We start from the raw sequence: 19,197 nt of genomic DNA, 5'->3' as shown, positions 1-19,197 counted from the left end.
CGCCCGCACCCCTCCGCGCCGGACACCCCACCCGCAAACAAACTCCTCGCGCCCGGTACCGGCATGGTCGACCGCCTGCGCGACATGCTCAGCGGGCGCGGCAAGCAGGGCTGATACAGGACCCAGAGGGCCTCTGTCGCTTCCCGGCCCGGCATGCGACCGGGTCGACGGTCAGCCCGGGAACCCCGGCACGCAGAGCGAGCACCATCCCGTGCAGCCGGTCGGTGACGACCGGGTCGACCGCCACCCAGGGACCCGTGGAACGGGCGGTGCTCGGCATGCTCCGCGACGGACACCCGTCCGAGGGCGGTGAGAGACCCTCCGCCTCTGCGTCGGTCCGGCAGAGGTTGCTCTGCGGCTCGTTCGGACCAGAGCTCCTCCGGCCCGTGCCCATCGCCTGCGCGGCCTTCATGACGGCCGCGCAGGCTTCTGCCGTGTTCCGCTAGCGGCTGCCGCCGAGCCGGTATAGCGTTGTGATCAGCAGTCGTGGTTCCGAAGTCCCGTTCGCCCGTGATCGCCATCACGGGCGTTCTTGCTGTTCAGCGCCGCTCCGGACCAGGGCGATCACCTCCGGGTGCGCAGGTCGCGGGCCCGGCATTCTCTCGAAGGAGACGGTCATGGCCACCGGCACTGTCAAGTGGTTCAACAGCGAGAAGGGATTCGGCTTCATCGAGCAGGACGGAGGCGGCCCCGACGTCTTCGCCCACTACTCCAACATCGCCGCCCAGGGCTTCCGCGAGCTGCAGGAGGGCCAGAAGGTGACGTTCGACGTCACCCAGGGCCAGAAGGGCCCGCAGGCGGAGAACATCCGCCCCTCCTGATCCCGCAGCCTCGGTAAGGCCGGTTTCCCTTCGGGGAGCCGGCCTTACCGCCTGTCGGACTCGTGCCGGAGCAGCCGACCCGCCGCAGAAGGCACCCCACGGTGCGAAATACTCTCCCCCATGAGTCCACGCACGTCCCCGAGCAGCCGGCCGGTCACGATCCGGAGGGCCGTCGCGCGGGACGCCAAACGGCTCACACGGCTCGTACGTGGCTCAGGAGCCTACGAGGGCAAGTACGCGGCCGCAGTCGCGGGCTACAGGGTGGGCCCTGACTACATCGAGGCCCACCGCACCTTCGTAGCCGTCGGCGCCGACGAGCAGGGAGACCGGGTCCTCGGGTTCTACTCGCTGGTCCTCGCTCCACCGGAGCTCGACCTGCTGTTCGTCGCCGACGAGGCGCAAGGACGGGGGATCGGACTACGGCTCGTCGCGCACATGCGGGGCGAGGCCCGTGCCGCCGGGCTGGACCGGGTCAAGGTCGTGTCGCATCTTCCCGCCGAGGGCTTCTACCACCGCGCCGGTGCGGTGCGAACCGGGACCGCGCTCGCGAACCCGCCCGCCGTGCCGTGGGACCGTCCCGAATTCGAGTTTCGCATTCCCTCGGAATGACGGGATGTGCCGGTTGGTGGGGCACCGGCTTCGCCAGAGTTCCGACTACACGGACCGTGTCCGCCTGCGCGACATCCTCGGCGACCACGGTTCGTTCGCCTCACCCGTGACCACGATGGCCGAAGCCGAGCACGCGATGCGCACCCGTCGGCTCGGTATCCTGTCGGTGGTCGACGAGCAAGGCAGCGCCCCGGGCGTCCTCGCCCTCTCCCGCTGAAACACCCCGCCCCTGGTCGGACCGTTCTTCCCTTCTCCCTGTGAGGCCACATGCGCTGCGTCATCGCCCGCTTCCCCTTCGAGCTCACCAAGGGCGGCGTGCTGGAATCGATGAAGGGCGTCAAGCCCGAACCGGTCACCGGCGAATCGGTGATCATCGGCCGCCGCCACTACCCCGTCAAGCAGGTCGGCCAGGTCATCACGCGCCAGGACCGCCGTGACTTCAGCGCCGCCGAAGTCCTGCGGGCCATGGCTCAGCTCGGCTTCACCTGCCGCGCCGTTCCCAAGGAAGCACCCCTGGACATGCTCAGCCCGATGCAGCACGCCTCCGCGATGCTCGGCACCCCCGCCACGGCCTGACCGGGTAAACGGACACGAGCCGACACCTGATCAGCAGTGTGGGCCCGACCGGTACGCCGGTCGGGCCCACACCGCGTGCAGCGGGTTCCCGTCGCCGTTGCCCCGCAGGACGGCCGAGTCCGGGAAGTCGACAATGCTCGCCCACCGGAGATCCGGTGGGCGGCGACAGCCGGGGCGCCGGGTGCGGGAGGGGCGCCGTGGACGGACGGAAGGCTCCGCCCACGGCCCACCACCCAATCACGGCGCTGGCAGAGCCACCGGGCGGCGCCGGGAGTGAGGGGAGCCGGTGACGTGGTGCGGGGCGGGACGTCTTTGGTCGTCGTGTGGGGGAGCGGTGCGTGGGTGGGCGTGCCTGATCCGGTATCGACGTTGCCTGTCAGTGCCTCCTGACAGGATGCGCGAATGACCTCAACTGGCCGCCCGCTCACCGACGATGACGATCAGCCGCGTGTCCGACTTCTGGAGCTGGTCGGTGCCATCGAACCCTGGGACAGTCTAGAGCGCACTCACCTGAAGACCGCCGCGCAGTGGATCGCCAGCGGAGCCCCGGTCTACCGGGTGCGCAAGCCGAATGTTCCCGCGATGCACTTGGTGAGCTACTTCGTCGTCCTCGACGACACGCGCGGTCAGCTGTTGCTCGTCGCGCACCGCAAGGCGGGCCTGTGGCTGCCGCCCGGCGGACACGTCGAGCCGGGTGAGGACCCGTGGGCCGCGGTGGTCCGCGAATGCCGTGAGGAGCTGGGCATCCACGCCACGGCATCGCCGATCACGGGCGAGCTGCCCCTTTTTCTCACCGTCACCGAAACGCGGGGGCAGGGCGCACACACTGACGTCTCGCTCTGGTACCTCCTCACCGCCGACGCTGACACCATCACCTCCTACGACCAGGACGAGTTCAACGCGATCCGGTGGCTGACCGACGAGCAGGTGCTCGAGGAGTCGGACGAGCTGCTCGACCCCCACATGCACCGCTTCACGCACAAGCTGCAGAACGCCCGGGCCGGAAGGCACTGCGGGTAGCCTCCCCCGGTCGGCCACGTACACCCGGCCACGGCGGCACAAGGCCGAGTACGACACCAGCACCGCTTCCGTTCGCCGTCTCCATGGGGAGTCGTGACCGCGAGGGTGGGAAAAGCGTGACGCTCAGGCTCGAATCCTCCCCGCCCGGGTGGGATGAATCGGGTTGCAAGGTTCAAATCCGGCCCTCCTGTCCAGTGTGGTCGGCCCGACCACGAGCCCGACCATGACCCCTTGCCCACGTCTGCTACCGCCCCGACCACCGCCGTGTTTCCCTTTGTCCACGCCCGCTACCGGCCCCTGTCGGACCGCGAGTAAGAGGTGCCCCTGCACGCTGCTCCTTCGAAACGACCGCCCCGACCGGGGCAGCGAAGGAGACGAGACGATGACGACCACCCACCCGAGGGCCGGGCAACGGCACTGCTCGGGCCGATCACGGAGGTGTCGACAAAGTCCCGGCACCACAGAGCGTGGTAGTACGGGCTGTTGTCATCGAGTTCGTCCGAACAGGACGGCATACCGGTCACCCAGGTTGTCGACCACGTACTGACACACGTCATCGAGGACCTCTTCGGCGTACCAGTCGATCCGGTTCAGCATCCGGTGGATACGGTCCGGACCTGCGTGACCGGCCTCCTCCGCCAGGGTCCACCCGTTCTTGCGCTGCAGCGGCGCTATCAGTCCCCGCATATACGCCAGAGCCGACTCCCTCGGCTCTGACCTGGGGAATCGATGCACGAACCGCTCGTGCACAGCGTCCAGTTCACTCGCCCACAGCCTGGCATCAGCAAGGTCCCCACCCATAACCACACCACGACTGACCTGGCCAGCAGTCACAGCAAGCACCGTTGCAGTACCAGACGGGGTGCAATGCGCGTGACCTGACCGGGACTTCCCCGGCCTCACGGGGGCCGGGCGTCCGGCTCAACCGCCCGGGGCGCCGGGCCCCGGGCCGCACGGGCCCGCGGTTACGCCTGTCAGCCGGCCGGGGGCTGCCGGGGGCTGCTGTGCGGCCTCCTCGGGACTCAGCGCCCCGCCCTGCTCGAAAGCGGCCGTGAAGCCGTCCTCGCCCAGCCGCGCACGGGCGCCCGAGGCGATCCGGTCCACGTCGTCGCGCTCACCCTCGGGCAGGGGAGTGCCCACCCGGGCCCGGGCCGCGGCGGCCGCGCCGAGGAGACGCGCAGCCCTCTCGGCGCGGCCCGCCAGGAGTTCCGCGCCGGCCAGGCCCTCGAGGCCCAGGGCGACAGCGCGCGGATCACCCGACTCCCGCGCCGCCGCCAGGCCGTCCCGTTGCAACGTCTGGGCGGTGCACACATCGCCGCGCAACTCCGCGATGAACCCCAGTTCGGCGAGGATCAGCGACGGCACGCCGGGCTGGTAGCCCATGCGCCGGTGCACGTCGAGCACGTTGCGCATGTGATGCTCGGCGGTGTCCAGATCGCCCTGCCGGCGGGCCCCTATCCCGAGCCCGATCTCGGCGAACTGCTCGCCGAAGTCGTCCGACTGCTCCACGGCGAGCCGCCTGGCCCGCTCGTGGTACTCCCCGGCCATCGCGTAGTCACGGGTGAGCAGGGAGATCCGGCCCAGTCCCGAGAGATGGAACGACACCTCGGGCCACAGCCCGAGATCCTCCGCCATGCGCAGCCCATCGCGCAGGAGCCGCCCGGCCTGCCGGTAGTCACCGACCACCTCCGCCAGGGTCTGCAACGGCACCATGGCACGCAACTGCCCCCACCGGTCGCCCAGTTCGCGGAAGATCGCCAGGCTCTGCTCGCCGTACCTGCGCAGGGCGCCGAAGTCGCCGCGCAGCTTGGCGATGAAGGCCTGGCTGCTCAGCGCCGCCGCGGTGCCCCAGTGGTCCTCCAGCGAGCGGAAGGTCATCAACGCCCGCCCGATCAACTCCTCACTGGGTGTCAGGTCTCCTACGCCGTACAGGTTGGACCCCAGGAACCACTGGGCGTGCGCCTCGCCGGCAGGCTCGTCCAGCTCCTCGTAGGGGCGCAGCGCGGCACGGTACTCGGCCAGCGGGTCCTTGCTGCCGCCCAGGAGCAGCCTGGTTCCACCCAGCCAGGCGGTCGCCTCGGCGACCGCCGGGGTGGCGGGGGCCCGCGGAACGAGGGACAGGGCCGTGGCCAGGGACCGTTCCGCCTCGCGGTTGCGGCCCCGCAGGTGCCAGTACCACGCCAGGGCGTTGACCAGCCGCAGGGCCCCCTCGCCGTCCTCGCTGTGCACGGCGCTCTCCAGTGCCGTGCGCAGGTTCGCCGTCTCGGCGTCGAGGCGGCGCAGCCACTCCCGCTGCCCGTGACCGCGCAGATGCGGTCTGGCGCGCTCGGCGACGGAGGTGTAGTAGGCGCGGTGGCGCACCTGCAGGGCCTCCAGGTCACCGGCCTCGCGCAACTGCTCCAGGCAGTACGCCGTGACCGACTCCAGCAGCCGGTAACGCGGCCCGTCGACCCCGTCGGTCATGACCACCAGGGAGCAGTCCACCAGGCGGGCCAGCAGGTCGAGGACCTCCGCGCGGTCCACGCCGGGACCCGCGCACAGCTCCTCCGCCGCCGCGAGGGAACAGCCGTCGGCGTGCACGGCCAGGCGGTGCAGGACGGCGCGCTCCCGCGTGCCGAGCAGGTCGCAGCTCCAGTCGATGACCGCGCGCAGCGTACGGTGGCGTGCCGGGGCGTCCCGGGTCCCGGCGGCCAGGACCGTGAACCGGTCGTCGAGGCGGGCGGCCAGCTCCTGCACACCCAGAGCGCGCACCCGGGTGGCCGCCATCTCCAGGGCGAGGGGAATGCCGTCGAGGCGCCGGCAGATGGAGACCACGAGGCCGATGGTCTCCTCGCTCAGCCGGAAACGGGGAGCCGCGGCGCTTGCCCGCGCCGCGAACAGTTCCACGGCGCTGAACCGCAGCACGTCCTCGGTGCTCAGTCCGGCGGCGGACTGCGGCAGGGCCAGTGGAGGCACCTCCACGAGCTGCTCCCCGCCGACGTTGAGCGGGGTCTGACTGGTCGTCATGAGATGCAGCCGGGGCGCCGCCTTCAGCAGCCTTGCCGCCAACTCGGCGACGGGCTCGACGACATGCTCGCAGTTGTCGAGGACCAGCAGGGTTCGCTCGTCGCCAAGGGCGTGCACCACCCGAGCGGTGGAGGACAGCGGGTCGCCGTCCGGGGCGGTGCGGGAGGTGATGTCGTCGCGCACGCCGAGCACGGCCTCGACCACCTGGTGCACCTCGGTGGCCGACGTGGGGGAGCGGTCGAGGGAGGCGAACTCCGCAAGGCGGACGCCGCCGGGGAAGACCGGGCCGAGTCCGGCCGCGGTCGCCAGGGCCAGCCGGGTCTTGCCCACGCCGCCGGACCCGGTCAGGGTCACCAGCCGGTGCCGGTCGACGAGTTCACGCAGTCGCTCGACGAGCGCGTCCCGGCCGATGAGATCGACGGGCGGGGCGGGCAGGTTCGTCGGCGGGCGGGCCGCGGTGGTGCTCGGCGACGGCACGGCCGCCAGGCCGGGGCTCTGCGTGAGGATGGCCTGGTGCAGCGACGCCAGCTCGGGCGACGGGTCGACGCCCAGGTCCTCGGCGAGCCGCTCGCGCAGTTCGGCGTAGCTGGTGAGGGCGGCGCTCTGCCGGCCCGCGAGATACAGCGCCCGGATGTGGGCCGTACGCAGCCGTTCGCGCAGCGGATGCAGGGCCACCAGGTCCGCCAGCTCGTCGGCGACCAAGGCGTGTTCGCCGAGTTCCAGCCGGGTCTCGGCCTGTTCCTCCAGGGCCGTCAGACGCTGCTCCTCGAGCCGGCCGGCCGCGTTCCGGGCGAACTCCTCGTCGACGAAGTCGGCGAACGCCGCACCCCGCCACAGGGCCAGCGCCTCGGTCAGCAGCTTCGTCCGGGCGCGGGGATCGGTGCTCCGCCGGGCGCGGGCCGTCAGGTCGGTGAAGCGGTCGGCGTCGACGGCACCGGACGGAACCCGAAGCTCGTAGCCGGGAGCGCGGGAGACCACCAGTTCCCGGCCGCCGGGCGCGGCGTCCTCCAGTGCCCGGCGTAACTGCCACACCTTGTTCTGCAGCACACCCACGGGGTTGTTCGGCAGATTCTCGCCCCACAGGTCGTCGATCAGCCGGTCCACGGACACGGGCCGACCGCGGTGGACCAGCAAAGCGGTGAGCAGAGCACGAACCTTCAGCTCCGGCACCCGCACCTGCCGGCCCTGGGCCGTCCACACCGCAAGCGGGCCGAGCACCCCGAAACGCATGTGATCACGCTAGCCGAAGGGGGCGGTCCGCGACAGGACGATCCCGAGTGAAGAGCGGCCGAGAGCGACCGAGAGCGGACCGGGATCGGACCGGGGGTGGTGTCGGGCACGGTGACGACCGAGGAGCCGAGCACACGGAGGGGACCATGCCGGAGCCCACACTGCGGGTGTCCGTCATCATCGGCAGTGTCCGAAACGGCCGTTTCGGTCCCACGGCGGCGCGTTGGATCGCCGACGAGGCCGCCAGGCGCGAGGACCTCGCCGTCGACGTGATCGACCTGGCGACAGCGTGGCTGCCCGAGGTGCTGCCGGCGGACGAGCACGCGGAGCGGCCCGCCGCCGTCCAGGACCTGGCGCCGTGGCTGTCCCGCGCCGACGCGTTCATCATCGTGACGCCGGAGTACAACCACAGCTTCCCCGCCTCGCTGAAGAACGCCATCGACTGGTACGTCGACGAGTGGAAGGCCAAGCCGGTCGGGTTCGTCTCCTACGGAGGCATCACCGGCGGTCTGCGCGCCGTCGCCCACCTGCGGGACGTGTTCCCCGGGCTGCACTCGGTGACGGTGCGGGACTCCGTCGCCTTCCCCGAGTACCGCACGCGCTTCGACGACGAGGGCCGGCCGGTGAACGCGACGGAGTGCGAGACCGCCGCCAAGACGATGCTCGACCAGCTGACGTGGTGGGGACGCACACTGCGCGACGCGCGGGCCGTGCGGCCCCTATCCCGGCTGAGGCTCCCATCACCGTTCCCGTGGTCCGCACCACATCGCCCCGACCCTGGAAGGACACCCATGTCATCTCATGTCTCCCCGGCGGCGCCGGCGAAGGCGGGAACCCGCGAGTGGCTGGGTCTGGCCGTGCTCGCCCTGCCCACGCTGCTGCTGGCGCTCGACCAGAGCGTGCTGTTCCTCGCGCTGCCGCACCTGGCGGAATCCCTGCACCCCACCGGCACCCAGACACTGTGGATCATGGACATCTACGGCTTCATGATCGCCGGTTTCCTGGTCACCATGGGAACGCTCGGCGACCGCATCGGCCGGCGCAAGCTGCTGCTGATCGGCGCCGCGCTCGTCGGTGCCACTTCGCTCCTGGCGGCCTACTCCACCAGCGCGGAGATGCTGATCGCCACCCGGGCGCTGCTGGGTGTCGCCGCGGCCACGCTGATGCCCTCCACGCTCGCCCTGATCAGCAACATGTTCCAGGACCCGGGCCAGCGCGGCCGGGCCATCGCGGTGTGGGCCAGCTGCTTCATGGGCGGCACCGCGCTCGGCCCCATGATCGGCGGCGTGATGCTGGACCAGTTCTGGTGGGGCTCGGTCTTCCTGCTCGGCGTGCCCGTCATGATCATCCTGCTGGTCGCCGGCCCCGTCCTGCTGCCCGAGTACCGTGACCCCGACGGCGGCAGGCTGGACCTGGTCAGCGTCGCACTGTCGCTGGCCACCATCCTGCCGATCATCTTCGGCCTCAAGGAGATCGCCCGCTACGGCTGGCAGCCGCTCTCCCTGCTGGTGATCGCGGCCGGCGTGGCCGTCGGCGCGGTGTTCGTCCGCAGGCAGACCCGGCTGGCGCACCCGCTGCTCGACCTGCGCCTGTTCCGCTCCGGGGCCTTCACCTCGTCGTTGCTCGTGCTGATGCTGGCGATGGCCACCATGGGCGGCAGCTACCTGTTCATCACCGGGTTCCTGCAGATGGTCGAGGGCCTGTCGCCCACCGCCGCCGGCATGTGGATGGTGCCCTCGGCGCTCGCGTCGATCGTGGCGGCGCTGATCGCTCCCGGTCTGACCAAGAGGCTGCCCATGGGAGTGGTGATCGGCAGTGGTCTCGCCCTGACGACCGTCGGCTACCTCCTGGTCGCGTTCGTCGACCCGGTGGGCGGACTCCCGCTGCTGATCACCGGCTTCGTGATCGCCTTCTTCGGCACAGGACCGATCGGCGCCCTGGGCACCAACCTCGTGGTCAGCTCGGCACCCCCGGAGAAGGGAGGTTCCGCGGCCTCCCTGTCCGAGACGAGCGGCGAGTTCGGGGTGTCGCTCGGCGTGGCGGCGTTCGGCAGCCTGGGCACCGCGCTCTACCGCGGAGACATCACCGTCCCGCAGGGAGTTCCGGCCGAACAGGCGGAGACGGTGCGCGGCGGCATGGAGGGCGCGATCGTCGCCGCCCAGGAACTTCCCGCGGACCTGCGCGACCAGGTGCTCGCGGCGGCGCGCGAGGCGTACACCGCCGGGCTCAACGTGGTCGGTGTCGTCTGCGCCACGCTCATCGCCGTCACGGCGGTCCTCGCGGTGACCCTGCTGCGCAAGGTGGGCGGCACCCCGCCCCCGCAGGACGATCCGGTTGAACCGCTCCGGGTCTGATGGAGGCTCGATTCCTGAGAGGATCGAGCCATGGCACGTCCGTCCCCCTACCCGCCCGAGCTTTGTGAGCGCGCGGTACGCATGGTCGCGGAGATCCGTCCCCTTAGATGCAACGGGTCAAGGCAACACTCTCGGCTGGTGTGCGGAATCCCAGGCACTTGCGCGGACGGTTGTTGAGTTTCGTCGCGATGGCATCAAGATCGTCTTGGCTGAACGTCGACAGGTTCGTGCCCTTGGGCAGGTACTGCCGGAGCAGCCTGTTGGTGTTCTCGTTGGTGCCACGTTGCCAAGGGCTACGCGGGGCTGCGAAGAACACGTCGACGCCGGTGTCGGCGGTGAACCGCTTGTGGCCTGCCAGTTCCATGCCGCGATCCCAGGTCAGCGTGCTGCGTAGTCGGGGGTCCATGCGCTGGTAGGTTTCGGCCAGAGCGGGAACGGCCACGGTGGTGTGGCGGCTGGCGAGTTTCACGACTCAGATCGCGCCACCGATCCCGGTTCAGGTGGAGACAGCACTGCGGGACAAGGCGGTGCGCAGCGCGAAGGCGCCGAGCAGGCCGCCTGCCGTGAACCGTTGGACGGTCATGGCGCGGGGCCGGGCGGCCAGAAACCCCGACACCCGCGCTGCGCCCAGCATGATCAGAGCGTTCACGAAGATTCCCACGACGATCTGCACACCACCGAGTTGGAGCAGTTGTCCCCAGGCCGGGCCTGCCTGCGGGTCCAGGAACTGGGGCAGTAGGGCGGCATACATGAGAGCGATCTTGGGGTTGAGCAGGTTGGTCAGCAGCCCCATCGTGAACAGGCGGGCGTCGGAGACCGGAGGCAGGTCTTGGGCCGGGGCGAAGGGCGAGCGACCGCCGGGCTTGAGCATGTCCCATGCGAGGTAAGCCAGGTAGGCGGCCCCGGCAACCTTCACCACCGTGAACGCCACCGGGACGGCGGCGAACAACGCAGACAGGCCCGCGGCCGCAGCCAGCAGATAGCACACGAACCCCACGGCAGTCCCACTGAGGCTGACAAAGCCCGCCCTGCGGCCTTGGGTGATCGCACGAGATGCGAGGTGGATCATGTTCGGCCCGGGGGTCAGCGCCATGCCCAGTTCGATCAGGGCCACTCCTCCGACTGCGGTCAGAGTGATCACCGGTCAACCTCCAGGACGTTCGTCGGGTACCTGAGAACCACAACCTAACGAAGCACTACTAGGACACAGGGCTGGTGTGACCGGCTCTCGGGGCGCTCATGCTGGTTGTGGGCGGCAGTCTGCGGAGTCGATCGTCCGGCAGGGTTTCGGCGCCGTCGGCTCGAAGAGCATCCGGGCAGGGCCGGCCGCGCGGACGTTCTGTCAGCCTAGCCGTCACTTTCGGCCAGTGTTGAAGCGAGTCGTTCGAGGAGGTCGGCGAGCTGAGTCTGTTCGTCTGTGCTGAGCCCGGAGAGGAGCCGACGCTGGTTGTCCAGGTGGACGGCGATGAGTTCGTCGGTCAGTTCGACGCCCTCGGCGGTGAGGGTGATGAGGCGTCCGCGCGAATCGCTCTCGGCGACGGATCTGCTGACCAGGCCACGGGCTTGGAGCCGGTCGACCCGCTTGCTGATCGCGCCGGTGGTGACCAGGACGGTGCGGCTGAGCTCACCTGCGGACAGCGTGTAGGGCTTCCCTGAACGCCGGAGCGCCGCCAGTACGTCGAAGTCACCGCCGCCCAGGCCCGCGGCCTGGAAGGGCGGGCGCAGCCGTTGGTCCAGTGCGTCTGTGAGGCGGAGGAGCCTGCCGAGGACGAGCATCGGTGCCGCGTCCAGATCGGGGCGCTCGCGTTTCCACTGTTCGACGATGGCGGTGACGGCGTCGGTCTGCATACCTTCACTATATCTTCCACGGATGATAATTTACCTTCCATGGAAGATGAGCTTGTTCCTCGTGCCGTCATACCGGTCGTCCTCTACTTCGATGCCGCCTGCCCCTTCGCCTGGGTCACCTCCCGGTGGCTGCTCGAAGTCGAACGACTTCACCCGATCGACCTGCGCTTCCAGATCATGAGCCTGTCCGTGCTCAACGAGCATCGCGAACTCGAGCCTTGGTACCGCGAGTTCAACGACCGAGCCTGGGGCCCGGCCCGGGTGTGCGCGGCCGCCGAAGCCCTCCACGGCAACACCGTCCTGCGCGAGCTCTACACCGCGCTCGGCAGCCGCATCCACGTGGAGCGCAACAAGGACTACGACGCGGTCATCACCGCGTCCCTCGACGAGCTGGGGCTGCCCGCGTCCCTGGCCAAGGCCGCGCACAGCGACGCATTCGACGCCGCCCTGCGCGCCAGTCACCAGGCCGGACAGGAAGCGGTCGGCGAAGAGGCCGGCACCCCCGTCGTCACCGTGGACGGCGTCGGCTTCTTCGGCCCCGTCCTCACCTCCATACCCAAAGGTGAGGAGGCGATCCGGCTGTTCCAGGCCACTCGGACCCTGGCCGGGACGGGAGCATTCGCCGAGCTCAAGCGAGGACGCGGTGCACTCGAAGTCCACTGAGCCTCCGCCAACTTGAAGCCGCAGGTCATAGGGCTGGTGTGACTGGTTCTCGGGGTGCTCACGCTGGTCGTGGGCGACTGTCTGAGGAGTAGATCGTCCGACGGCCCCTGATTTTCGTCGTCGGCGGGCAGCTAGGGTTGCCCCGTGGGGCTTGAGCTGCGGGAACGGTCGGACAGGTAGCCGTTGCGGGCGAGGTGGTGAACCTTCGGGCCACGGTCGCGAGGGTCGTTGAAAGGGTTTTGATGCCGGAGAAGTCCTCTCCGCTGTGGTGGCTGTTCGCCACGGTCAGTGTGGCTTTGTATCTCGCCGCGATGTTCCCCGGGATGGTGAACCGGCGGCAGAAGATCTGGGTGTCATGCGGTCCGGTGGCAGGGTTTTTGGCGATCATGGCCTTCAGCGCCAACCATGACTGGTCTCTGCACGAGATGCTTCCCGCCTACTGTGGGGTAATCCTGGGCATCGCCCTGGGGGTCGTGGGCCACTGGAAGGCGATGCGCGACTTCATGACGTGGCGTGCGGAGAACCCGGGCAAGCCTGATGACGAGGGGCCAGGTGTTCCCTGGATGCTGCAGATAGCGTTCACTCTTCCGATTTTCCTCGGTGGCGCGATCTGGTACACGAATACCTACTGACCTCAGCGGTTGACTTCGAGGTTCGTCAGAACAATCAGTGCACGCAGGAGGCGGGTGGCGCGGGCGGGATCGGTACGGAGCTTGGTCAGGATCCGCCAGTTCTTGAGGTGGGCGAAGCCGTGCTCGACCGGTGCACGGCCGACGGCGAGGACACGGTTGGCTTCCTTCTGGCCCGGGGTGAGCTTGTGGGCGCGGGTGGCGGCGAAGCCGGTGACGATCACGGGGTCATGAATGTCGTTGTCCAGACCGCGGAAGCCGAGGTCCGCCAGCGCCCCGAGACCGGTGGCGCGCAGGTGGGCCAGGATGTGGTCGTGTCGGGCGGCGGTGATGTCGTGGGTGGAGCCGGGTCGGGCGGCGGATATCCAGATCAGGCGGCCTCTCTCGTCGGTCAGGGCGAGGAAGTGCAGGCCATGGCTGCGGTGCTTGCCGGAGTAGTTCCGCCGGTCGGCTCTCCCGGTGCGGCGCTGGGTGCGGATGAGGGTGCCGTCGATCAGGACCACCTCCCCGCCCCGTTTGGCGATCTTCTTCAGGGCGCGGTGCAGGCGCGGCGCCTGGGAGGCGAGCAGTCCGATCAGTTCGTCGCGCCAGCGGCGGACGGTGGACTCGGACACGTTGTTGCCGCCGGCCAGATCGGCCAAGCGCTGGTCGTGACGCAGTACGGCCAGGACGATCACCGCGATCCTCCCGGGCGGCAGGGCCCGCCACCTGGACCGAATCGCCTTCAAGTGGCGTCGCAACAGATCGGCGAGGTGGTTGACGGTGCGCGTGGACAGCGGCAGACGGCACTGGTAGACAAGCGGGCAGGTGTCCTCGGCGCGCTCATGGGTTCTCGTCACACCGCCCCAACGGCAGCCGGGGGCACCCCGGTTACGCCCGAAAACACCGCCAAGTAGTGGCGTGCTTGGATATAGGCGGGTGGTGAACCGGCCGTCGGGCATTTTCCGCAGCCAGCCGCGGTCTGTCAGCCTGACCAGCTTCCCTCGCAGCGGTTCCAGCTTGGACCGCACGCTGACGTCCACCCCCAGCGTCTCGCCGACCTGCCGGGTCATGACCGGTCCGGCGGTCTGCCGCACGACGGCGAGAATGCGCTGGTAGTCCGGCGGGAGCGCGTTCTCCTCCACGTCCGGCGCGCGGTGCGGAATCAGCATCACCGCGCGACCACCCACGTGCCCAGGCGCTGGCGCGGCCGAGGCGCGCTCGTCGGCAAGCTGTTCACTCACCCGTTCAAGGACCCTTTCGGCCACAGCGAGTTCGTCCCGCTCAGCCCGTACCTCCGCCAACTCCTTGGCCAGCCGTTCTTCGAGTTCGTCCAGCTCCGCACGCCGCGCGGTGATCCGTTCCAGCAGTTCGGGATCCATACACCGGATCGTAGAAGGCGCCCCGGCCCCAGAAGGCAGGAACCGGCAAGTCGCCTCCTGACGGACGATCTACTCCTCAGACAGTCGCCCACGACCAGCGTAAGCACCCCGAGAACCAGTCACACCAGCCCTTTGACCTGCGACTTCGAGTTGGCGGAGGTTCACTGAACCCGGCGTTCGCACCCGCCGCCGGCTCATCGCCGCCCGCGCGTGACGTGTTCCGGTCTCTTCCGGTCTTCCCCGACGGCCGCCCCGGCCGACAGGCGGGCGGGCGAACGGTGACGAGTTCTGACGGCACAGTGCTCGCGTCGGTTGGACGGGCACCTGATCGCTCAGCGGCCTCGCACCTCGGCACACCACCCGGTGGTGCCGGGCCACAGCACGACAACGTGACCAACGGAAGGACCCGGCATGCGCAGACTCGTCTACTACATCGCCACCACGCTCGATGGCTTCATCGCGGGCCCGGACGGCGGGGACCCCACCGGTCCCAACGGCTTCTGGCCCATACCGGAGGACTACATACAGCACCTTGTGGCCGAGTACCCGGAGACACTGCCCGTCCAGGCCCGGCAGGCACTGTCCGTCACGGCGGAGGGCACGCACTTCGACACCGTGCTGGAGGGACGGCGCAGCTACGAGATCGGTCTTGCGGCCGGTATCACCGACGCCTACCCCCACCTGCGGCACCTGGTATTTTCCCGGACCCTGACCAAGAGCCCGGACCCGGCCGTCGAATTGGTCGCCTACGACCCGGTGGCGACCGTGCACGAACTCAAGCAGCAGGACGGCAAGGACATCTGGCTACTGGGCGGCGCCGAGCTCGCGGGCTCCCTGTACGCCGAGATCGACACGCTCATCCTGAAAGTCGGCCCGCTGACCATTGGCGACGGGATCCCGTTGTTCTCCCGCAAGGCTGCCTTCGACCCGCGCACCTGGACACGCGCAGACCACACCGTCCTCAAGAGCGGCGCGGTGTTCCTCACCTACACGCGCGTCGGCAGCTGAACGCTCCGGACGGGCGGCGCTTGTGGAGGCCGGGCGCGGGCGCGCTCACGGGTCACGCAGGCGCCGCCGTGCCGCATGGCGACGCAGGCGGTGACAGGAGTGTGAGAGCGGGGTGCGACGAGAAGCCCGCGGGCGCGGTCCGGCGCGGCTTCCGAGTGGGTCGGCCTGTGCGTCCGGCGCGGCACCGTTGTACTCGGCTTCTCCTCTCTCGAGCACCCGCAGCAAGGACACGGCGACGCCACGCATCTTGAGGCCGACGCGCAGCATCCGACCGGGAACTCTTCGCGACCGACCAGGTCTTGCCTTCACCTCTGCAAAGTCCAACGCATTTTTTGGGAGTTCTCAGCCCGCGCGACGGCGACGACGCCGGGGGTGATGAGGAGGCCGTGGCCCAGGCCACCCGCATCACCCTGAGCCTGCTGGCCCAGCGCATCGAGCAGATCACCGCATTGTGTTCACTCGGCTGCGCCACGACCCGTGCACCCAGGCGTACTGCGAACGCCGCACGGCACATGACAGTCCGGCAGATGCGGGCGCAGCGCGCGGTCAGTCAGTGGACGCGGCAGGGCTGAGCTGACGGGACTCGACCGCCTGCAGCAGGGGCGATCAGGGTCTGGCGGCCACCGGCCGGCGCCACCGCGCGGGCCCCGGTCACCACTGGATCGTCCCTGGGACCGACGGCGGCGCCTCCCGTGCAGTCACCGTCCCGCGTGCCGACCCGCGGACGTCGGGGTGTGCGTGCCGGCGCAGGGTGCGGAGCTGGCCGCGCCACGGCTCCGTCCACCGAGAACGGCTGCCGCCGGAGACGGTGAGCCTGACGGCGAACAGGCCCTGGGCCAGGCCCGGTTCCGCACCCAGCGTGCGGGCGGTCTCCAACCACGCGTCTGGCGCGGGGCCGCTGATCGCGCTGAGCCGCGAGCTGAGCCCTTCGGCGATGTCCCGGGCGAGCAGCGGACGTCCTTCGCAGTCGGCAGCCAATCGGCGCAGGCCCGACGACAGCGCGATGGCGTCCTTGTTCAGTTCGAGGGCATACAGCCGGAGTTCGGCGACGGAGCCCGCGAAATCCTCGTGCCCGGCGGCGGTGTCGGCGGCGCGCAGCAGCACGTCCGCCGTCGGCCGGCCCCCGCCCCGGTAGCGATGGTGGAGCAGGAGGTGGTGCAGCAGGCTCGCGGCCCGCTGCCGGGCCGGCTGGTCGCGTTCGGGCTCGGCGTCGGGCTGGTCCGGGTCTCCTGTGGCTTCCAGCATCGCCCGCAGGGCCCGAAGGTACGGGCCGTCGTCGTCCGCCGCGAACTCCACCAGCTCCTGCCCGGCCATCGCCCACACCGCCCGATCGACAAGATCCGTGGTGGCGGCCACCAGCATCTCGGCGATCTCCGGATGCCACGGCGCCCATTCCGCCAGTGCTGGGAACAGCGCCGCAGCCGTTTCCGGTTCGAGCGGCTCGCAGGCGCGATGCAGCAGCCCTGCGTACCTGGCCCGATGCTCCTCGTCCACCTCGGCCACGGCCGCCCGTGCCAGCTCCCGGCGGAGCTCCGTGCGTCCCTGCGCGGCCGACTCCAGCACGGGCCAGCCGGCCGGCTCCGCCAGCATCCCCTGGGCAAACGCGACGCACACCGACTGCACGTCGTGGTGCTGCCCGGGCAGCTCGAACGCCTCCCGCAGCAGCGGCGCCGCCTGCGCCGGGGGCAGCATCGTCGCCGCGAGGCGCACCGCCTCCTTGCGGCTGGTGACCTTCACCGTCCGCGGGTCCTTCGGCGTGAGCAGCCTGCGGAGCTCCATGGCGAGCCGCGACGGCGCGACGTAGTGCGCGGCCCGCGTCGCCGCGTGGACCGCGACCCGGGCGCGGTCGCCGCCCGCGTGCTCCAGCAGCAGCGGCAGCACCTCGTCGGGGCGGTCGGTCCACGGCAGTGCGCCGAGGGCCGCCTCCGCCAGCGGGACGTTCGACGATCCCGTGTAGCGGCGGACGACTTCCAGGCCCGCCTCCGGGATCACTGCCGCCGCCGAGAGGGCCTGGACGCGCACATGCACCGGTTGCCCCGCGTCGCCCGCCGTGCGCGCGAGCAGCTCCGCCGCCGCCCGCTGCTGGCGCGGCACCCAGCGGTGGGCCCGGTAGGTGGGTGGCGTCCAGTGGCTGCGGGCGGTCAGGAAGCGGCCGTACGGTGGGGTGTCCGCCAGCACCGGGTCGAGTAGGTCCGTACGCCGCCCCGTCAGGACTCTCAGAGCGGACGGCAGGACGGCGGCGGACGGCTCCAGCCGCACGATCCGCTCCACCCGCTCGTCGCGCCCCTTCGGTTGCTCCAGCCAGAGGTCGACGGCGGTGCGGACGGACGCGTCGTTTCCGAACTGGACGGCCTGCCACAGGTACTCCTGGAGTTCGGCCATCCCCCACGCGCGCCGCCCGAGTGCCCGTACGAGGGCGAAGACGAGCGAGTAGTCGGCCTTGTCGGTGGCGGCCTCCAGCCACGGCCGTAGCGCCGCCAGCACCTCGTACTCCTGGCCGCGCCGCAGCACGACGTCGAGGCGGCCGACGTTCGCGCCGCCGGTGTGGCCGGACAGCCGGGTGAGGGTGTCGAGGGCCCAGCCCATGAGCCGCCTGCCGCCCGTGACGGCGTGCTCGCGCAGCACGGACAGGGCGAGCGTGCTGAGCGCGTGACGGGTGCTCCAGGAGGAGTCGCGGGCTTCGACGGCGTCGATGGCGATTCGTCCGAGGTCCTCGGCGGCGTCCTCCGCGAACAGCGAAGGGCGCACCTCCGCCAGTGCGGAGAGGGCGGCGCTGCGGACTGGGTCCTGTTCATTGCGCAGCCGCAGCAGCGCACGCAGCAACCGGCTCACTTCCCGTGGGTCGCGGGAGCGTGCCGCGTTGCGGACGAGCAGTGGGTACGCCGTGGCGCGGTCGTCCGCGGCGGAGCGGCGGACGGCGGTGAGAAGGTCGTCACGGACCTCGTCCGGCGGCAGATAGGCGGCTGCCGTCAGTATCCGCGTCCAGTGCGCGCCCCTGCCGCGGGCCAGCGTCGCTGTCCGCCGAGCCTCGGCAGTGCGCCGCTCGTACGGCAGTACGTCGAGCAGGGCCGGGCTGAGGTCCGCGTGGGCGAGGTCCTTGCCCTCCATCGCCGCGTCGAACAGGGCGCCGCGGCGGGAGGCCAGCAGCCGGGCGAGAGCGGCTGCGTTGTCGTTCCAGGCGCAGGCGAGGTCGGTGAGTTCCGCCGGGGCGTGGCGGACGAGGCGGCGCAGCACGGCGGGTTCGAGGTGGCCGCTGTTCAGCCGGGACCGCAGCTTCGGGCGTAGCAGCAGCCGCACCGTGCGGCCGGGATCCGCCTCGACCAGGAGGTGCAGCTTGCGGTCCACGGGCATCGGCAGCGTCTCGTAACGCTCGAGCACAGCCAGCACGCCGAGCGGATCCCGTTCGGCGAGGAGCGCGAGCGCGTCCGCGTGGGACGCCAGCCAGCCGTCCCGTACGACGGCGGGGAGGGTGTCGAGCTGCCGCTCCATCTCGGCGAGCAGCAGAGCGGGATGGCGGGCGGCGAGCAGCCGGTAGGAGCTCAGTCCGCGGAACAGGCGGGGCAGCAGCCGGGCGGCGGTCTCCGCCGTGCAGGAGGCGAGCAGTACCGCGGCGGCCTCGGCGCCCCATCGCCGGTACGTCGGCTCGACCAGCGCCGTGGCGAGGCCCGTACGCCCCGCCACGGCGATGGCGTGCACGAGCTGCTGCCGCACGGCGGCCGGCGCGTCCTCGATGGCCTCGAGCACGGCGGCGTCCGAGAGCCGCCCCTGCTGCAGCGCCCTGATCGCGGGGGCGCGGACGAGGCGGTCGGGGTCCGCGAGGCAGCCCTCCAGATACGCGTCGTGGCGCACCATGTCCGCCACGGTGGCGGCGAGCCGCCGCCCGTGGACGCCGTGGGCGGCGAGCCCGGTCACAAGCTCGTCGACCGCCCCCTCTGCCGCGGCGCACCGGGCAGCGGAGGCCAGCTCACGCATGCGGTGCGGGTAGGAGAGCCGGTCGACGGCTGCGAGCAGGTGTTCGGCGCGCTGGGGCATGAGGGCGATTCTGCCTGGCGGGCGGGGGTGGCGCCTGCGG

General features: G+C 70.6%; 15 protein-coding genes and 3 pseudogenes. 11 read left to right on the top strand and 7 right to left on the bottom strand.

Translation table 11 applies throughout. The annotated features are described in order from the left end of the window. The 6 genes and pseudogenes from C1J00_RS46835 to C1J00_RS18955 all read left to right on the top strand — a co-directional run. Window positions 1-114 (top strand): annotated as a pseudogene (locus C1J00_RS46835) (hemerythrin domain-containing protein); the annotation flags it as partial. 503 nt (window positions 115-617) lie between these two features. Continuing rightward, window positions 618-821, top strand: coding sequence for a cold-shock protein (locus C1J00_RS18975; RefSeq protein ID WP_067443276.1), 204 nt, complete (start codon window positions 618-620; stop codon window positions 819-821). A gap of 120 nt (window positions 822-941) precedes the next feature. Then, window positions 942-1,430, top strand: coding sequence for a GNAT family N-acetyltransferase (locus tag C1J00_RS18970; RefSeq protein ID WP_102910264.1), 489 nt, complete (start codon window positions 942-944; stop codon window positions 1,428-1,430). 16 nt (window positions 1,431-1,446) lie between these two features. Then, window positions 1,447-1,647 (top strand): hypothetical protein, encoded by a 201-nt coding sequence (locus C1J00_RS18965; RefSeq protein ID WP_439333413.1) that lies wholly within the window; start codon window positions 1,447-1,449, stop codon window positions 1,645-1,647. Between the two features lie 50 nt (window positions 1,648-1,697). Then, complete coding sequence (locus tag C1J00_RS18960) at window positions 1,698-2,006, top strand: SCO5918 family protein (protein ID WP_102910263.1); 309 nt, start codon at window positions 1,698-1,700, stop codon at window positions 2,004-2,006. Between the two features lie 402 nt (window positions 2,007-2,408). Further along, window positions 2,409-3,026: an NUDIX hydrolase gene (locus C1J00_RS18955; RefSeq protein ID WP_102910262.1), complete on the top strand. Its 618-nt coding sequence runs from the start codon at window positions 2,409-2,411 to the stop codon at window positions 3,024-3,026. 504 nt (window positions 3,027-3,530) lie between these two features. On the opposite strand, the pseudogene C1J00_RS18950 reads toward C1J00_RS18955, so the two are convergent. Further along, window positions 3,531-3,827: pseudogene (locus tag C1J00_RS18950) on the bottom strand (transposase); the annotation flags it as partial. Window positions 3,828-3,947: 120 nt separating this feature from the next. Beyond that, complete coding sequence (locus C1J00_RS18945) at window positions 3,948-7,262, bottom strand: AfsR/SARP family transcriptional regulator (RefSeq protein WP_102910261.1); 3,315 nt, start codon at window positions 7,260-7,262, stop codon at window positions 3,948-3,950. 146 nt (window positions 7,263-7,408) lie between these two features. Between C1J00_RS18945 and C1J00_RS18940 the strand changes: the two genes are divergently transcribed. Beyond that, complete coding sequence (locus C1J00_RS18940) at window positions 7,409-9,616, top strand: MFS transporter (protein WP_102910260.1); 2,208 nt, start codon at window positions 7,409-7,411, stop codon at window positions 9,614-9,616. Window positions 9,617-9,719: 103 nt separating this feature from the next. Here C1J00_RS18940 and C1J00_RS18935 read toward each other — a convergent pair. The 3 genes and pseudogenes from C1J00_RS18935 to C1J00_RS18925 all read right to left on the bottom strand — a co-directional run. Further along, window positions 9,720-10,046: pseudogene (locus C1J00_RS18935) on the bottom strand (IS30 family transposase); the annotation flags it as partial. Between the two features lie 66 nt (window positions 10,047-10,112). Then, window positions 10,113-10,757 carry a LysE family translocator gene (locus C1J00_RS18930; RefSeq protein ID WP_102910259.1) on the bottom strand — a complete coding sequence of 215 codons (645 nt, stop codon included), beginning with the start codon at window positions 10,755-10,757 and terminating at the stop codon, window positions 10,113-10,115. A 206-nt stretch (window positions 10,758-10,963) separates the two neighbouring features. Beyond that, window positions 10,964-11,464 (bottom strand): MarR family winged helix-turn-helix transcriptional regulator, encoded by a 501-nt coding sequence (locus C1J00_RS18925; protein WP_102910258.1) that lies wholly within the window; start codon window positions 11,462-11,464, stop codon window positions 10,964-10,966. Between the two features lie 39 nt (window positions 11,465-11,503). Here C1J00_RS18925 and C1J00_RS18920 point away from each other — a divergent pair, with 39 nt between their 5' ends. Then, window positions 11,504-12,127, top strand: coding sequence for a mycothiol-dependent nitroreductase Rv2466c family protein (locus tag C1J00_RS18920; RefSeq protein ID WP_102910257.1), 624 nt, complete (start codon window positions 11,504-11,506; stop codon window positions 12,125-12,127). A gap of 242 nt (window positions 12,128-12,369) precedes the next feature. Next, a complete protein-coding gene (locus tag C1J00_RS18915; protein ID WP_146046210.1) occupies window positions 12,370-12,759 on the top strand; it encodes a hypothetical protein in 390 nt (129 codons plus the stop codon). A 2-nt stretch (window positions 12,760-12,761) separates the two neighbouring features. Here the strand turns inward: C1J00_RS18915 and C1J00_RS46825 are convergent, their stop codons facing one another. Next, window positions 12,762-14,117: a transposase family protein gene (locus C1J00_RS46825; protein WP_245936400.1), complete on the bottom strand. Its 1,356-nt coding sequence runs from the start codon at window positions 14,115-14,117 to the stop codon at window positions 12,762-12,764. 411 nt (window positions 14,118-14,528) lie between these two features. On the opposite strand from C1J00_RS46825, the gene C1J00_RS18900 reads away from it, so the two are divergent. Next, the gene (locus C1J00_RS18900; protein ID WP_102910255.1) at window positions 14,529-15,125 is read left to right on the top strand and encodes a dihydrofolate reductase family protein; all 597 of its coding nucleotides are present in this window, start codon (window positions 14,529-14,531) and stop codon (window positions 15,123-15,125) included. 332 nt (window positions 15,126-15,457) lie between these two features. After that, complete coding sequence (locus C1J00_RS44675) at window positions 15,458-15,697, top strand: hypothetical protein (protein WP_180989603.1); 240 nt, start codon at window positions 15,458-15,460, stop codon at window positions 15,695-15,697. Window positions 15,698-15,776: 79 nt separating this feature from the next. Here the strand turns inward: C1J00_RS44675 and C1J00_RS18895 are convergent, their stop codons facing one another. After that, complete coding sequence (locus C1J00_RS18895) at window positions 15,777-19,157, bottom strand: hypothetical protein (RefSeq protein WP_102910254.1); 3,381 nt, start codon at window positions 19,155-19,157, stop codon at window positions 15,777-15,779. Window positions 19,158-19,197 lie beyond the last annotated feature (40 nt).

Origin of the sequence: Streptomyces cahuitamycinicus (assembly GCF_002891435.1) — a bacterium.
Classification (GTDB): Bacteria; Actinomycetota; Actinomycetes; order Streptomycetales; family Streptomycetaceae; genus Streptomyces; species Streptomyces cahuitamycinicus.
The sequence above is the reverse complement of the archived record's forward strand: the minus strand, read 5'-3'. Positions and strand labels throughout refer to the sequence as shown.

What these genes read in the sequence shown, in the direction of transcription:
- C1J00_RS18960 (WP_102910263.1), top strand. Translation starts at nt 1,698, where the DNA reads ATGCGCTGCGTCATCGCCCGCTTCCCCTTCGAGCTCACCAAGGGCGGC.
- C1J00_RS18900 (WP_102910255.1), top strand. Translation starts at nt 14,529, where the DNA reads ATGCGCAGACTCGTCTACTACATCGCCACCACGCTCGATGGCTTCATC.
- C1J00_RS18895 (WP_102910254.1), bottom strand. Translation starts at nt 19,157, where the DNA reads ATGCCCCAGCGCGCCGAACACCTGCTCGCAGCCGTCGACCGGCTCTCC.
- C1J00_RS18915 (WP_146046210.1), top strand. Translation starts at nt 12,370, where the DNA reads ATGCCGGAGAAGTCCTCTCCGCTGTGGTGGCTGTTCGCCACGGTCAGT.
- C1J00_RS18940 (WP_102910260.1), top strand. Translation starts at nt 7,409, where the DNA reads ATGCCGGAGCCCACACTGCGGGTGTCCGTCATCATCGGCAGTGTCCGA.
- C1J00_RS18925 (WP_102910258.1), bottom strand. Translation starts at nt 11,464, where the DNA reads ATGCAGACCGACGCCGTCACCGCCATCGTCGAACAGTGGAAACGCGAG.
- C1J00_RS46825 (WP_245936400.1), bottom strand. Translation starts at nt 14,117, where the DNA reads ATGGATCCCGAACTGCTGGAACGGATCACCGCGCGGCGTGCGGAGCTG.
- C1J00_RS18975 (WP_067443276.1), top strand. Translation starts at nt 618, where the DNA reads ATGGCCACCGGCACTGTCAAGTGGTTCAACAGCGAGAAGGGATTCGGC.
- C1J00_RS18970 (WP_102910264.1), top strand. Translation starts at nt 942, where the DNA reads ATGAGTCCACGCACGTCCCCGAGCAGCCGGCCGGTCACGATCCGGAGG.
- C1J00_RS18955 (WP_102910262.1), top strand. Translation starts at nt 2,409, where the DNA reads ATGACCTCAACTGGCCGCCCGCTCACCGACGATGACGATCAGCCGCGT.
- C1J00_RS18945 (WP_102910261.1), bottom strand. Translation starts at nt 7,262, where the DNA reads ATGCGTTTCGGGGTGCTCGGCCCGCTTGCGGTGTGGACGGCCCAGGGC.
- C1J00_RS18920 (WP_102910257.1), top strand. Translation starts at nt 11,504, where the DNA reads ATGGAAGATGAGCTTGTTCCTCGTGCCGTCATACCGGTCGTCCTCTAC.